At 35.9% G+C, this 14,113-nt stretch carries 16 protein-coding genes and 1 tRNA gene; 9 read left to right on the top strand and 8 right to left on the bottom strand.

Going from position 1 to position 14,113, the window contains the following annotated elements:
• Positions 1–28: 28 nt before the first annotated feature.
• Positions 29–931, bottom strand: a complete 903-nt coding sequence (locus tag AB1467_06250; protein ID MEW6295859.1) for a lamin tail domain-containing protein — start codon at positions 929–931, stop codon at positions 29–31.
• On the bottom strand, positions 891–1,448 hold the full coding sequence (locus AB1467_06245; GenBank protein ID MEW6295858.1) for a hypothetical protein: 558 nt from the start codon (positions 1,446–1,448) through the stop codon (positions 891–893). The genes AB1467_06250 and AB1467_06245 overlap by 41 nt, the downstream gene beginning before the upstream one ends.
• Positions 1,449–1,651: 203 nt before the next feature.
• On the opposite strand from AB1467_06245, the gene AB1467_06240 reads away from it, so the two are divergent.
• On the top strand, positions 1,652–2,077 hold the full coding sequence (locus AB1467_06240; GenBank protein MEW6295857.1) for a hypothetical protein: 426 nt from the start codon (positions 1,652–1,654) through the stop codon (positions 2,075–2,077).
• A gap of 3 nt (positions 2,078–2,080) precedes the next feature.
• Here the strand turns inward: AB1467_06240 and AB1467_06235 are convergent, their stop codons facing one another.
• Positions 2,081–2,608, bottom strand: a complete 528-nt coding sequence (locus tag AB1467_06235) for a helix-turn-helix domain-containing protein (GenBank protein MEW6295856.1) — start codon at positions 2,606–2,608, stop codon at positions 2,081–2,083.
• A gap of 168 nt (positions 2,609–2,776) precedes the next feature.
• On the opposite strand from AB1467_06235, the gene AB1467_06230 reads away from it, so the two are divergent.
• On the top strand, positions 2,777–3,607 hold the full coding sequence (locus AB1467_06230) for a hypothetical protein (protein MEW6295855.1): 831 nt from the start codon (positions 2,777–2,779) through the stop codon (positions 3,605–3,607).
• Between the two features lies 1 nt (position 3,608).
• Here the strand turns inward: AB1467_06230 and AB1467_06225 are convergent, their stop codons facing one another.
• The 5 genes from AB1467_06225 to AB1467_06205 form a co-directional block, all read right to left on the bottom strand.
• The gene (locus AB1467_06225) at positions 3,609–4,013 is read right to left on the bottom strand and encodes a CYTH domain-containing protein (GenBank protein ID MEW6295854.1); all 405 of its coding nucleotides are present in this window, start codon (positions 4,011–4,013) and stop codon (positions 3,609–3,611) included.
• Positions 4,014–4,128: 115 nt separating this feature from the next.
• Positions 4,129–5,388, bottom strand: coding sequence for a tyrosine-type recombinase/integrase (locus AB1467_06220; protein ID MEW6295853.1), 1,260 nt, complete (start codon positions 5,386–5,388; stop codon positions 4,129–4,131).
• A gap of 60 nt (positions 5,389–5,448) precedes the next feature.
• A tRNA-Asn gene (locus AB1467_06215) sits at positions 5,449–5,593 on the bottom strand.
• A 128-nt stretch (positions 5,594–5,721) separates the two neighbouring features.
• Positions 5,722–6,261 carry a winged helix-turn-helix transcriptional regulator gene (locus AB1467_06210; protein MEW6295852.1) on the bottom strand — a complete coding sequence of 180 codons (540 nt, stop codon included), beginning with the start codon at positions 6,259–6,261 and terminating at the stop codon, positions 5,722–5,724.
• Between the two features lie 10 nt (positions 6,262–6,271).
• Complete coding sequence (locus AB1467_06205; protein ID MEW6295851.1) at positions 6,272–6,580, bottom strand: hypothetical protein; 309 nt, start codon at positions 6,578–6,580, stop codon at positions 6,272–6,274.
• A 254-nt stretch (positions 6,581–6,834) separates the two neighbouring features.
• Between AB1467_06205 and AB1467_06200 the strand changes: the two genes are divergently transcribed.
• The 7 genes from AB1467_06200 to AB1467_06170 are packed head-to-tail and all read left to right on the top strand — an operon-like array spanning position 6,835 to position 14,084.
• A complete protein-coding gene (locus AB1467_06200; protein MEW6295850.1) occupies positions 6,835–7,197 on the top strand; it encodes a hypothetical protein in 363 nt (120 codons plus the stop codon).
• Positions 7,194–7,628, top strand: a complete 435-nt coding sequence (locus AB1467_06195; protein ID MEW6295849.1) for a hypothetical protein — start codon at positions 7,194–7,196, stop codon at positions 7,626–7,628. Before AB1467_06200 ends, AB1467_06195 begins: the two co-directional genes overlap by 4 nt.
• Positions 7,603–9,459, top strand: coding sequence for a hypothetical protein (locus tag AB1467_06190; GenBank protein ID MEW6295848.1), 1,857 nt, complete (start codon positions 7,603–7,605; stop codon positions 9,457–9,459). The genes AB1467_06195 and AB1467_06190 overlap by 26 nt, the downstream gene beginning before the upstream one ends.
• Positions 9,460–9,503: 44 nt before the next feature.
• Positions 9,504–10,619, top strand: a complete 1,116-nt coding sequence (locus AB1467_06185; GenBank protein MEW6295847.1) for a glycosyltransferase family 4 protein — start codon at positions 9,504–9,506, stop codon at positions 10,617–10,619.
• Positions 10,620–10,640: 21 nt separating this feature from the next.
• Positions 10,641–11,363 carry a class I SAM-dependent methyltransferase gene (locus tag AB1467_06180; protein MEW6295846.1) on the top strand — a complete coding sequence of 241 codons (723 nt, stop codon included), beginning with the start codon at positions 10,641–10,643 and terminating at the stop codon, positions 11,361–11,363.
• Complete coding sequence (locus tag AB1467_06175; GenBank protein ID MEW6295845.1) at positions 11,360–12,961, top strand: methyltransferase domain-containing protein; 1,602 nt, start codon at positions 11,360–11,362, stop codon at positions 12,959–12,961. The genes AB1467_06180 and AB1467_06175 overlap by 4 nt, the downstream gene beginning before the upstream one ends.
• Positions 12,939–14,084: a glycosyltransferase family 4 protein gene (locus AB1467_06170; protein MEW6295844.1), complete on the top strand. Its 1,146-nt coding sequence runs from the start codon at positions 12,939–12,941 to the stop codon at positions 14,082–14,084. Before AB1467_06175 ends, AB1467_06170 begins: the two co-directional genes overlap by 23 nt.
• Positions 14,085–14,113 lie beyond the last annotated feature (29 nt).

Below are 14,113 nucleotides of genomic sequence, written 5' to 3'. Positions count from 1 at the left end.
CAAAACACTTATTTTAAGCCCAGTTTATTTAATCGTATCCTGCATAGCTATAATTTAGCACTAAACCCCCACTTGAATTCCTCACATACATAGTGTCTCCCGTATTGTTCCAGACAGCATAACCGCTTCTCCTCCAAAACAGTTGTGTTTCGGTATTCGTTCCAGAACCAGTGTATAAAGTAAATATGGAATTTGGCTTAAGGATGAAAGAAGGGAAGGTGTATGTATTAGTTGCTTCATCTTTTATTGACCAGCCACTCATTTCAATAGGATAGGCACAAGCATTTTTGAAGGAAACATATTCATCATTCAAATTATAGTTATCATTACCTGAAGCATTGAAATGAAAATTCATGATTTGAATACACTTGTCCTTAATGTAATTTGCTTCAGAGGTTTGCCACAGGCAGCCCTTGTTTTGCTTTGCTTCTTTCTCTGCTTGGGCTATCTGTGGTGAGTATTTAGTATCTGGTGGATATTCGTAAGCAGTTGCATAACCAAGTCGCACCATCTCCTTGTTTACAAAAACGTTGCCGACATAAACATACCTTAATTGGCGTTCATACTGGTCTTTATTTGAAATGTCTTTTTCCAAGCGAACAGTTTTTCCTTTCACAAGCTCTTCCAATTTGCTTTTTGCCTCACTGTAACATTGCTGGCCAGCTTCAGAGGCATTGATGCCAATTAGTCGCACTTCGCTACCATTTTCCAAAACAATAGAATCGCCGTCTAAAACTTCGGAAACTTTGAATTCGCTTTGAGGCGTTTCAGTTAATGCACCATCATTACCTACTTTTGGTTCTTCAGTTTGCTGAGCCGTCACAGTAGGGCAAAGGGCAGGATTAGAGACAACATCCCCGGTTGAACAAACATGCATTTGTTTATTAGAGTTAGTTAATACAACTTGTCCTGTTTGCTGAGTGCACCCCATAACCAATAATAGAATTAATGTTGCTCCAAAAAACAACAATTATTTTTTCATTATAGAAAACTTGTTCGTAATTTTGGCAATAATAAGTATTCATGTCTTGGTTAGCAATTGTTCCTATACTGAGCCCTATGTGACCAATGCATTGATTACAATCAGTCATGGCCTGCACATTAAGGTCGAAAAGTAATATTCCCCCCTCTTCTAGTTTAAAGTAATCACTCCAGTACTCACATGATGCGGGGGCATTCCAATACGGAAGAGATGTCCAGCAATAAGTTCCATGAGTGTGAAATCCATTGCACTTTGTAGATGAAATGTAGCCTTTAGTATCACTTGCTACATAAAACCTACAACCATCAATAGTACTAGAATAAGACCAATCAATAGGATCAGAATTTTCAATTAAACAATTATTAAATTCACTATTGGGTTTACATCCTTCTTCAAAAGAACCATTGTCAACCAAAGAATAAACAGCATGACCTAATCCAAAAAACAGAATAAAAATGAATCCCATTATTAATAATTTATTATTGAAAATCAATAAGTTCCCCCAACAGAAACAATAAAAATAAGTAAGAAAGAATACTTAAAGAAATGCTTACGCTAATCAACGAAGTTACTAATAAAATATGCAAGCTATTTTTTCTAAAAAAATAAATGAAAAAAAGAATATTTTTATTAATTTAACCTATGTGTATAGGTAGTAGATAATAATTAATGATTGAAAAAAAAGCAAAAATAGTTATTGTTGTAGGGTTTGTTTTGATTGTTTTAATTATTATTGCTGGGGGCTTATTAGAGTCTTCCTCAAGGTATTGCAATAAAGATTCTGATTGTGAGCTTAAAATGTGTAGGGGTTGCGGGGGCAAGGGTTCATTTACTTTTGGTGACGTCTTTAATTCTTTGATTGGAGCAATGTGCGATGGGCAGAGTTACGGTTGCAGTTGTTTTGAAAACACCTGTGTTGACAAAATGTCAATAATTACTAATTATTCGCAATGCGAGATTCTAAACTCTCAAGCCCTAAAAGATAGATGTTACCTTGATTTTGCCGTGAAAAACAATGACAAAAACATGTGCCAGTACATTGTTTCAAAGACTTTCAAGGAGCCTTGTTTGGGCCATCCAATAGAAGAACCCTAATTATTATCTTTTTCTTGCGTATGCTATCAGGTATTTGTTTTCTTCTGGTAATGATTTAATGAATTTTTCTATTGTTTCTTTTACTTGTCTTGCCTCAAATTTGTCGCTTAAAGCCCTGTTTTCTTTTTTGTCTATTATTGTTATGCTGTCTTCTTTTGCTTTGATTTCCCAGTGCTCGTTGAATTCACTGTTTTTGTGATTGATTATCTCCTTTAATACAGCTTTTTTTTCTTCAATTAATTTCGTTTGCTTTTTAAGGTACTGAGTCAAAAAATAGTTTAATTCCCTTAAAGGGTTCTCAATAAAAAAATGTGCTGGAATGCTTTTAGTTTTCTTAACCAGCTCTGTCTTAATTAACTGATTCAAGTAATTGTAGGTGGTCTGCTTGTATAATCCTGTTTCCTCTACAACCTGTTTTCCTGTCTTTACTTCGCCTGAAAGCAAACACAAATAAATTTTAGCGTGGCTTCGATCAAACCTTGAATCATAAAAATTCAATACATCCCTAATTTCCTCTAGTTCCCCTTCCATTACAAGAAAACACCCCGCCGGAAGACAATAACTCAAAGGCCAATTATCTCAGCCTTTAAAATCCCACCAAATAAATAATACTCTTCAAATGCAGTTAATATAATTAAAGTAGAAAGGAATTCAACTAATAAGTTGCTTTTTTAAATTCTTTTATGTACAAGTCTTTTTATGTCTATAAAAATTGTTTTGCCTAGAATTGAAGGGGAAGGCAAGAAGGCTAAAGACCTAATTATTTACATTTTATCTTTTGATTTCCCTTTAACCGTAAAACAAATTCATCACAGGATCCTGAAAGAGCACGGCCTTAATGTAACTTATCAGGCAGTGCATAAAACTGTACTGCAATTGCTTGGAGCTGGCGTTCTGGAGAAAACCGAAAAGAATTTCCGCATAAGTCCTACTTGGATCAGTTCAGTTAAAAGCTTCATCAACAACATTGAATTAAAATACTCCAAAGAGAAGAATTTGCTGAAAAAACTCTTGTACTTAAGCGATTCAGACTCTCATGTAGTAGTGAACAAACTGAATTCAATAAAGGAATTGGATGACCTGCTATTAAGTTTTATGAGCCAAGAAAAAGAATTTTATTCTTACGTAAAACATGTATGGTTTCCTTTGATTCACACAGAAAAAATAATTGATTACTCTTCTTCCACCAAAACAGAAAAAATTGTTGTGTGCAGCGACAAATACCCTTTGGATAAATACTGCATTAATTACCTTAAAAGACTGGGGGAAAAGGTTGGCGTAAGCAAAGAATTCGATGACACTTACAGTTTCAGCATTTACGGAAATTATGTCGTTCAATCTTTCTTTGAGAAAACCTTAATGGATGGCCTTGAAGAAATTTACTCTAAAACTCAAAGCATAAAAAAACTGGATTTAGTTGAATTCAACAAGAAGTTTTTCGACAAAAAAACAGAAATAATCTTGTTAACAGCATACAATCCTGTCCTTGCAAACTTCCTCAAAGAAAAACTGAAAAAACACTTGGAATAAATTAAACTTTTCTTGTAGCAATATCACACAAGAATTCATTAGTAAGAGATTTTTCGTTTAAGCCAATTTTTTTCAGTAATTCAATGCATTCCATTCTCTTCTGCTTCCAATTCTTTGTATTTCCCTGCGTTTCAACTTCAACAAAAGAACCAATTCCTTTAACTTTATCTAAGCAGACCTCAAATTCGCCTAACTTGAATTTTTCTCTTTTCTTGTCAATCAAACCCAATTTTGTTAATCCCAGTCCTTCAAGAATTTTCTCTCCTTTTCTAGTTTTATAACCAAAAATCCATTGGCGATGCTTTTTTGTTCCAAGGAATTCAATTGGAGTTAAAGGATTTATTTTCTTTTGCTGTCTGCTTAAATTAATTCTTTCCAAAGTTGTTGTAGGTTTTACTTTCAGCATAGAAACATTTATATTATAAGAGTAAATAAATTTAAACCCCACCCAACAAAAAAGTCTTTGTAGTGCCTAAAAAATGAAAGATAAATGTTGTTGCTTTAATGTTTTCTTTTAGGCACTACGTTCCAGCAATGCTTTCACTTTCTCTTGTCCTACGGGCTTTTTCTTCTGCTTCTTCTATTAGTTGTTTTGCTTCTTCTGGTGAGACAGTGTTTTTGAATTGGTTTCTGAATTTCTCCCAGAACAATTCTTTGAGTATTTCTTCAAACCTTTCATCTTCTGTTTTCTGGAACTTTTTTATTGCAGCCTTGTAAGTTAAAGGATTACTGCAGTTACAGCATAATTCTGCTTTGGGTTCATTCATTGTATTGCATATAGGGCATTTCCTTGAAATAAACTTGCTTTCCTCTAGCTTTTTTTCTTCTCCTAAGCCATACATTCTCCTTAGAGCATCATTCACTTCTTTTCCGTTCAAGTGAACATAGGTTGCAGCCATCTCGCTTCCTTGAATCCATCCCATAACATAATTTAATTGGCTTTCAGTCAAGTATCCAGCCAAATAAGTGGCTCTCGAATGCCTGAACAAGTGAGGATTATACTTTTTGTTTACTCCAGACTTTTTCATTGCATTGCCTAAAATCTTTTTTATTCCTGCATAGGTCATTGCCTGGCCTTTGCCTGAAGTAATTCGAACAAATAACGGGGCTTCCTTGTCTTTCCTTCTGGGATGCAGTTCAATCCATTTCTTCAGGAAAGGAACGCTGGTAACAATGAATACTTTCCTCATTCCAGTCTTGCCGTTCAAGACAACCTGGCCTTCACAGCCATTAAAAGTCAAATGCTTCAATCTAATAGAACCTATTTCCCCTATTCTGGCTCCAGTCTCGTAAAGTAAAGCAGTCAAGGCTTTGTCGCGAGGATGATCACAGCAGTCAATCAATTTTAATACCTCTTCTTCTGTAAGCAGTTCTTCTGGAATCATCCTGTTCTTTACTCCCATTCTAGTGGAAACCCATTTAACTATTTCAGGCAGCTCCTTGTTTCCGTTTAACCACTTCCAAAACTTTTTTACGGTAACCTTGTAGTCGTGCTTGGTCCAGTCAGCATACTTTTGGTTAGACTGAATGATTGAAACGATCCTTTCAATGTCATTCTGTCCTGCCTTCTCAAAGTCTTTTTCAAGCCATTCCCCGATCCTGCAAACCTGAGAAACAAGCTTCTCCATTCTAGGCACAGTCAATCCGTCATTAACCAAACACTCATACCACTTCAATAAAAGCGTCCTGTTAGCAGGGGTAAGCTTTGCTTTTGACTTAATCCAAGAAAGAGCGCAATTCAAGCGTTTCCTGTAATTATGAATATCAATTCGGTTCTCCATACAAGAACCCCTCCCTTTGGAATATAAAAAGTTTTTGGGGCTCTTATACCGTGGGTGTTACGCCCTAGGTCGGACTCGAACCGACGACCTGCCGGTTCCGGCTCCAAGTTTTTTCTTTTTGGACAGACCGTAGACTTTTTCTTTTTCCTAAAAAGAAAAAGGCTTGGAATAACAGCCGGCTGCTCTACCACTGAGCTACCAGGGCACTTTGCCTGTTTTTCGCCTGATAGCTTTTCGCCAGCCTTTTCTTAAAAGGCTGCTGGAGCTACCAGGGCATTTTTCTTTTTAATATGAAAGTTTAGTGTAAAATGTTTATAAATTCTTTTTTTGTTTTTATAGTTGCTGCCAGATGTCTGCAAACCCTTCCACCATTTCGTCCAGGAAGCTTTTCTTGTACTCAACAAGCATTAAGGCTATCTTGTCTGGTTCTGTGATGTAGTATACTTTCTCTTTTCCTTTCTTTTTCTTTTGGATTAAATTCAGTTCAATCAGTTTTTTTAGGTGGGATGAGGTTGTTGAGGGCGAGAGGCTTATGTTTTCTGCTATTTTTGAGTTGTTTGCACCTTTTTTCTGGAGCAAAAAAACAATTATTTTTCTCATGCTTTCCTGCCTGAGGATGGACATGAGTTTGCTGTCTTCTCCGAACTGCCTTCCCCTTACAGTGTAGTATCTGTTGAATTTTCCTTGCTTTTCTATTCTCACTAAATGTTTTTTCTGGAGGAATTCAAGATGGTATTGAAGGCTGCCTGTGGCAAGGTTCACCCTTCTCTGAAGCTCTCTGAAATGCAGGCCTGGGTTTTCTTCTATTGCTTCATACAATTTTTTTCTTGTTTCCAGCTGCAGTGATTGTTCTAGTTCGTCTTGGTATTGCATTGGAGCACCTTTACTTGCGGAAGATTGCCATCACCAATGCCAATAGAATTAATAATTCGAATACGTTTTGTGATGCCTTTGAGAAGAAGTCTCCAGGGCTCAAGTACAAGTCTAAAACTCTCAGCAGGCCTCTCACAAAGAATAAAGTGAATGCTGTTAGCACTAAGAGCAGTTTCTGGTTTTTCTTCTTCAAGTATGCTTTTAGTGCTATTACAAAAATTATGAAAGAAAAAATTAGAACTAAGTATCTTGTATATATGTCCAAGGCTTCCGCGTGTTCTGTTACAGGCCTTAGCATGTCCCACCAATGCCATTCCACATTAATTCCTCCTTTGATTAGGTTAATTAATTTAGAGTTGAAAAAGAATTTAAAGAAAGAGGATAAAAAAGAAAAAGAAAGAGGGCAAAAATGTGAGGTGAAATGGAGGAGAGATAAAGCCTCTTTCTGCATATAATGCTTTTGCGTATTTATAAAGGCTTTTTGGTACAATTCGCAAAGATTGGTACAATCAAAGAATTGACTCTATAAATAAGAAATAATTTAAATAGTTTAAGCATATTCTTTACTGGATTATGAATTACAAGAATTTTTTGCTGTTCTTGAAGAAAACCAACAGGTATTTCTGGATTTTCTTGTGGATTATCCTGACTGCCCTTAGCTTGTATTTCAATCTTTTTTTCGGCCCCCTATTTTATGTTGCCACTGCCCTCTTTCTTCCAGGCTATCTTCTTGCAGGCCTTATAATTGAGAAGATGAACATATTTGAGGTAATTGCTTTGAGTGTTTTCCTGAGCATGGGTCTCATTGCTTTTAGTACACTCTTCTTGCAGACCTTGCTTGGCTTTCCTTTGGACAGGGGGACAATTGTGGAGGCTTCACTGCTTCCTTGTGTGATTCTTTTGGGCATTCATTACGTGAGGTGGGCCCTGCAATGAAAAAATTTTTTGTCTTGTTGTTTCTTGTTTTATTTATTTGTTTTGTGAGCGCTGAAGTGAGCATTGAGCCTTTTGTTTCAGTGCCTAACGGTAAACTGGTCATGCATGCAGATGAGCCTTACCAGAAGATTTCCATTTACGCTTACTATAATTTGAAGGAATTGGTTGAATGCAAGCCTTCCACCTGCCCTTTCTTTGATAACCAATCGTTGAGCGTTCAATCCGGAGAAGAACATAAAATCACTTTAATTAATGCCAGGCCAGGGAATTATTTGGTGAAGGTTGTGCTGGATGCAGACAAGAACGACTTTTATTTCACTTCTTTTGTGGTCAGAACTGATTACAGCCCGTACCTCGGTTTTGCCATTATTATAATTATTATAGCGTTAGCGCTGGTGGAGTTTGATGTCATTAAAATCAAGGATTTATAATTTAAGGGAGTCAATTGGCAGGAGGATTGCATCAAAGTATTTGCTGCCATTGTTTTTTGCTGCAATTGTCATGCAGTTCCTTGACCTGCTTTTTTTCGGCGGGGTAATGCAGAAAGTGCTCTTGGGTTTGTTTGCTTTTGCTGTTGCCTTAATCGTTTTTTTTGTTCAATCAAAATCAAAATATTATTTTCCTTTTATTGGTCTTTCTTCTTTTCTCTTGTTTCACTCTTTCTGGAATCAGGACTTTTCTTTGGGTGTTAACTTGACCTTGCCTTATTATATTGGCTTCGGCATATTTTTTGGTTCAGCTGTTAATGCAGTAATAAAAGAGAAATATACTGTTTTCTGGTTGGCTTTGCTTGCGGTAATCGCTGCTTCTGCTATCCCTCTAACGCTTAGGATTCCCATTGGCGACGAAAGAGGCCATCTGCAGAACTTGGGAGCTCTTGAGACAGGATTATATAAACCTTCAGATTTTGGGGCAGGGAATTATGTGAATGTAAGTTTTGTTTACTTTTATTATTTGGCGATAATTGCAAAGCTTCTTGGCACTTCTGTTATTGAAGTATTTTTTGCTTTGAAGCTGCTTTTCGTTCTATTGATTTTTATTGGAATTTATTTGATTGCATCTCTTTTATCTGATAGGAGAACAGGGTTGCTTGCTGCTTTAATTGCTTTTTTCCCTTTGATGAACTTGCATTTTGCCCCTCAAATGATTGGAAAATATGGTTTGCTTATGGTTTTCCTTTACATTTACTTGAAATATTTAAAGAGCAATTCTTCCAGGATACTTTTAATTTTGCTTATGGTATTGCTTGTATACATTAATCTCACTACTTTATATCTTTCCCTGATTTTGTTCGGTTTTTTTGTCTGGTTTTATTTCTTTTTTGGGGTAATAAAGAAGAAGATGTATTTGATTGACTTGGTTACCTTGGGCTTGTTTGTATTGCTTGTTTTTACTTATCTTACCTCAATTAATCTTCTGGAGGTTTCTTCTGAAAGGATTCCTGGATTCCAGCAGGAGCAGCCTGTGATGGCGGAGGGAACAATTACTGCAGAGCCTGTTTCAGGGGAACAGATCGTTCGAGCAAAGGCAATAGTGATTGAGCCGCCTAAAAAACAGGAGGTTGCAGTTATTTCAGAGGAAAGCTTAAGGAATTTTAGTGCCCCTTTGATTTACATAATTCCTTCAAGCAGGATCAGAGATTTCATTTCTTCTTATATAGCTGTTTTTGGTTTCAGGCAATTCTATCACAGGCTGGTTTATTATTTATTTGTTTTGGTCATTTTATTGTTGTTTTTCTTTTTAGAGAAATCTAATTATAAGAATGTATTAATTTACAGTCTGGCCGTAATTATGCTTGCAGGCGGCTTGCTTGTCATAAGGTTCCAGGAAGGTGTTCATGCAACACTTGAAATGCTTACCTTGAGTTTTAGTGTGTGTTTGATTGCTTTGTTCAAGAGAAGCTTTCTGTTAATTTTCTTAATTTTATTTATGCTTGTAGGTTATACAGGGATAAGCTATTATGCAAACAATTATTATGGTGAATCATCTGTTGAGTTAGGGCAGTATCTTTCTAACGAGAAATTTTTGGGGCAAAACTTGATTGTAGTAAATGAAAGCGAGAACATAATTAAAGTAAATCCCGCCTCAGATTATATTGTCCCCTGCTCTTATGGCAAACCAAAAGAAATCTATTTTGATTATTTGCTTATAAGATGCGATGACATGGCAAGGATTGGGGGGATAGGTAAACTGGTTTATAGAAATGAACAGGTCAATGCATACCTTATCAGGTCAGCTGATCTGGCAAGAATGCAGCCTTAACTGTTTGTTTAAAGAATTTTTTTGCCCTTAATTAGATTGGTTGTATGAAAAAGGTTTGCATGATTGGAACTCCTTACCTTGGTGTTCCACCCCGAAAAGGAGGGGCAATCGAGTATCTCTCTTTTGAATTGGCTAAAGTTCTTTCAGAGAAAGGTTACTGTATAACCTATTATTCTGTTTTAACTGAAAGAAATGAAAAAATTCAATTAAAAAATTTGCGTGTTGTAAGATTTCCAGCAAGAAGAATTAATGGTTTTATCTTCAACCTGTTTGTTTTTTTTAGTGCGTTAACAAGAGATTTTGATTTGGTTTATTTTAGTGGTTGTTCAGTGCTTCCCGCAGCATTTCTTTTGGCAAAGGTTAAGAGGCTCCCTTTGCTTTACCATGAATTCAATCACAATCCTTGGGTTAGAGGAAAAAGCTTTTTGTTTGACTGGCTGGCCAAGAAGAGCATTGAATCAGCTGACTTGGTTATAACGCCGTCAGACTTCATCAAGAATAAAATTACTGGAAAAATTTCTTCGGCAAGGAAAAAGGTTGTTGCAATTCATCACTCTCTTGACTTGAAAGAATTTCCTGTAAGAATTCCGAAAAAAGAAAAAAAGATTGTTTTTGTTGGAAGGCTCCTTGAGCACAAGGGATTGCATTACTTGATTGAGTCAATGAAAGAATTTAATGCAAAGAATCCTGAATGGGTTTTGGTTGTAATTGGACCTAAAGGGGAATTCAATAAAGAACACAGAGACTATTTTCTCAGAATAAAAAAGATGATTAAGGATTATTCCCTAAAAGGAAAGGTTTTGTTTAAAGGCCAGATTTCAAGAAGCGAATTAATAAGAGAGGTGAGCACTTCCTCTGTTCTTGTGCTGCCTTCTTCAAATGAAGCATTCGGGTTAGTGTTAATAGAAGCAATGGCATGCTGGACACCTTGCATTGCATTTGATGCAGGGGCAACAAGGGAAATAATTGAAAACAACCGGAATGGTTTTGTTGTAAAGCAGGGAGACCAAAAAGAGCTTACGATGAGAATGCACGAATTAATTGAAGACGAGAACAAGAGAACTGCCTTCTGCTTGAATTCAAGAAAAACAGCGGAAGAAAAATTCGCTCTTGAAAGGCAGGTAAGTAAATTTGTCTGGTATTTTAATAAACTAAATTAAGTGATTGGCTTGAGTAATGCAGTGAATAAGGATGAAATTTTTTTTGATAGGTGGTGGGCTAAGCACTGGATTGCAGAAGAAAGTTTTAGGGTTAATTTAATGGTGTCTATGGCTGGCGGAAATAAGGCGGCCAGGGTTATTGATTTGGGTTGCGGCAATGGCGTCTTTTTAAAGAAATTAAAGGAAATGGGATTTTATAATTTGTATGGGGTGGACTACAGTCAGACAGCAGTAAAAAATCTTTCCAAGGAAGGTTTCAATGTAATAAAACTGGATTTAAGCAAAAATTTTTCAGGAAAATTAAGCCAGAAATTTGATTTGGTTTTGGTCGGAGAACTTTTAGAGCACCTGCCTGAACCAAAAAAATTTATTTTAGAGACAAAAAAAATAATAAAAAAAGGCGGCCGGCTGATTATTTCAACTCCAAATAAAGACTGGTGGCCAAATTATTTTTTCAAGCAATATTACAGGAAAGGATTAAGTTTAAGTAGTGCTTTTGGGCACTCGACCCACATAAGTTTTTTTTCTTTAAAGGAGCTTAAATCCTTGATTGAAAACAGCAATTTTAGAATAATAAAAGTGAAAGGAATTGGCGCTGAAACAAGACTTTATAATCCTTCTTTTTCCCTTCAAACATTAAGAGCCTTTATTTATAACGGGGTTCTTGTTTTCAGCAATCTTTTATCCTGCATTTTAGCAAAACAGTTCAGTTCTGTTATAATTATTTTGGCTGAAAAAAAGTGATTTTTTTGAGTCTATCGGCTGTAATAATAACAAAAAATGAAGAAGAAAAAATCGCTGGCTGCATTAAAAGCGTTTCCTGGGCAGATGAAATTATTTTAGTGGACAGCTTCAGCTGTGATGACACTGTGCATATAGCAGAGAGCCTTGGAGCAAAGGTTTTCCTTAAAGAATTTATTGATTATTCGAGTTCCAAAAATTTTGGAATTTCAAAGGCAAAAAGTGAATGGGTTTTAAGCATTGACGCAGATGAAGTTGTTTCAGATGATTTAAAGAAAGAAATACTTGAAGCAATCAATTCGCCAAGATCTGGCAGTGATGCCTTTGTTATTTCGCGTAAAAGTTTTGTTGGAAACAGGCCTTTTTATATAAGCAGGCACGTAAGATTATTTAAAAAAACCAAGGGTTTTTTTGCAGGCAAGGTTCATGAAGCAGTAAAGGTAGAAGGAAAAACAGGTTCTCTTTCGGCACCCCTCCTTCATTTCACTTACTCTTCTTGGAGGGAGTGTTTTAAAAAAAATAATTTTTATACAGAAATAAATGCAATAGAGTTATCAAAAAAAGATTATTTGTTTATTCTGCAGAAAATGCTGTTTGAGTTAATAATGCTTTCTTATGACAAGTTCAGAGAGATTATTACAGAGAAAAAAATTCCCAGGAACTTTGATGCGGCGTATTTTTGTTTTGTTGTCATCTACTTTGGCCTGCTTAAAAATTTTAAGGCATTAAAATTCAAGTTCTTCAACAAAACAGAAAACAGGGTCTGCTGCACTTACTGCGGTTCAATTGACAGCAAAATTTTTTATGAGTTTGGCAAAAGAAGGCTTAAGGGAGTGCGGTTTGACAGAACAAGCATTGCCAAGTGCAGCCGTTGCGGGCTTGTTTTTTCTTTCCCTCAGCCTTCGCTTCAGAAGTTGAGGAGTTTTTACGGTTCAGAAGAATATGATTATTATTCCGGAAGGGTTGAATTGTTTTCGAAGATTGCTTTGTATTATATTAACGAGCTGAACAAAATTTTCCCTAAGAAAGGGAAATTGCTGGATTTTGGCTGCGGGATAGGCATATTCTTTTTCAATGCAAAAAAAGAAGGCTGGAAGGTAACATGCGTTGATTCTTCAAGGTTAATGGCGGGAAAGGCAAAAAAAAAATTTAATTTGAAGGTTTATCCCTCGTTAGATGAACTGCCAAAGCAAAAGTTTGATGTCGTATTCATGCAGTCTGTTTTCGAGCACATACAGGAGCCTTCTGTATTATTAAAAAAATTAAGGAATTTTATGCACAAGAACTCAATAATCGTAATTGACGTCCCCAATTTTAACAGCATCTTCAGGTTATTTAAAGGAAAGGACTGGTATCTGCTTTCACCCCAAGAGCACTTGTTTCATTTTGATTCAAAAAGCATTTCTATGGTTTTGAATGACGCAGGTTTCAGGGTGAAATCAATTAAGTTCCCTACAGTTTATGATTACGGCATTATAAGGAAAAACCCTTTTAAGGGATTCCTTCACAGCATAATTTCTTTTTTTGGTTTAACTGAAACAATCTTCTGTGTATGCGAATTAAAGGAGAGGCAAAAAAATGAGGATAGGGTTTCTGGTTAGAACCCTGAAACAAGATAGTTTTGGAGGGGGAATTGCAAGGTATTACGAAACATTGATCAATGCCTTGAAAAAAGAGATTGAAGTGAATGTTTTTTGCTGTGATGATATCGAGAACAACAATAGAATTTTTTTTCACAGAATTGATGGTGCAAAAGGTTCTTTTTGGCCACTCAGTTGTATTACAACAAACCTTGCATTCGCGAAAAACTTTTATGACAAATCAAAAAAAATAGGGTGTGATTTAATTGAGGCGCCGCTGTCTTCGCTGGATGCCTATTACATTGCAAAGGAAGGCAAAATTCCTGTTATGACTGATGTGGTTTCTCCTGCTTCGAAACAATTGAAAGGCGCTTTTTCTGTTTTTGGCATTGATTCCATGTTTTTGGATAGAACGCTTGTTTTCAATGCAGAAAAAAGTTTATTGAAGAATTCAGCCAAAATTATTGCCAACTCAAAATTTACTCTGAATGAACTAATAAAGAACTATTATGGCAGGAAAGAGAATTGTTTGCTCGTACGTCAAAGCATTGAAACAAGCAAATTCAAGCCAATTAAAACAAAAGAAAAAATGTTTTTCAAGCAAAACAAAAAAAGATTACTGTATGTTGGAAGGATTGAACCAAAAAAAGGATTGAAGGTATTGCTTGAAGCATTAAAGCAATTGAATGAAAGCATTGAATTGTCTGTAGCTGGAGGCAGACTCAACAAAGAACTTCCTTACCACAAAAAAATAATTGAAAGCATTAAAGAAAACAAAAAGCATTCAATTAATTTTTTGGGCTTTATTAAAGAGAAAGATTTAATTCATGCATACAATGAAGCTGACTTGATTGTGGTGCCTTCCTTCTCTGAGTCTGCGTGTTACGTGTTGCTTGAGGGAATGTCCTGCGGCAAGCCTGTAATTGCTTCAAGGGTTGAGGGAATGGCTGAAATAGCCCCGCTTGAACTGCATTTCACTGCAGGAAATTCTGATGAACTTGCAGAAAAAATTTCTTTTTTGATTGACAACAAAATCTTGTGCAGGGCTTTGGGAAGAAAAAGCAGGCGGAGGATAGTGAAATACCATTCTATAGCAAAAAATTCAAGGAAATTTCTTGCGCTTTATAAATCGCTTGTGCAGTGATTTTTATTCTTTTTTGGTTCAAGGTTATT

This window comes from Candidatus Diapherotrites archaeon (assembly GCA_040755695.1).
Lineage (GTDB): Archaea > Iainarchaeota > Iainarchaeia > Iainarchaeales > 1-14-0-10-31-34 > JBFMAK01.
This window is presented reverse-complemented; position numbering and strand designations above follow the sequence as displayed.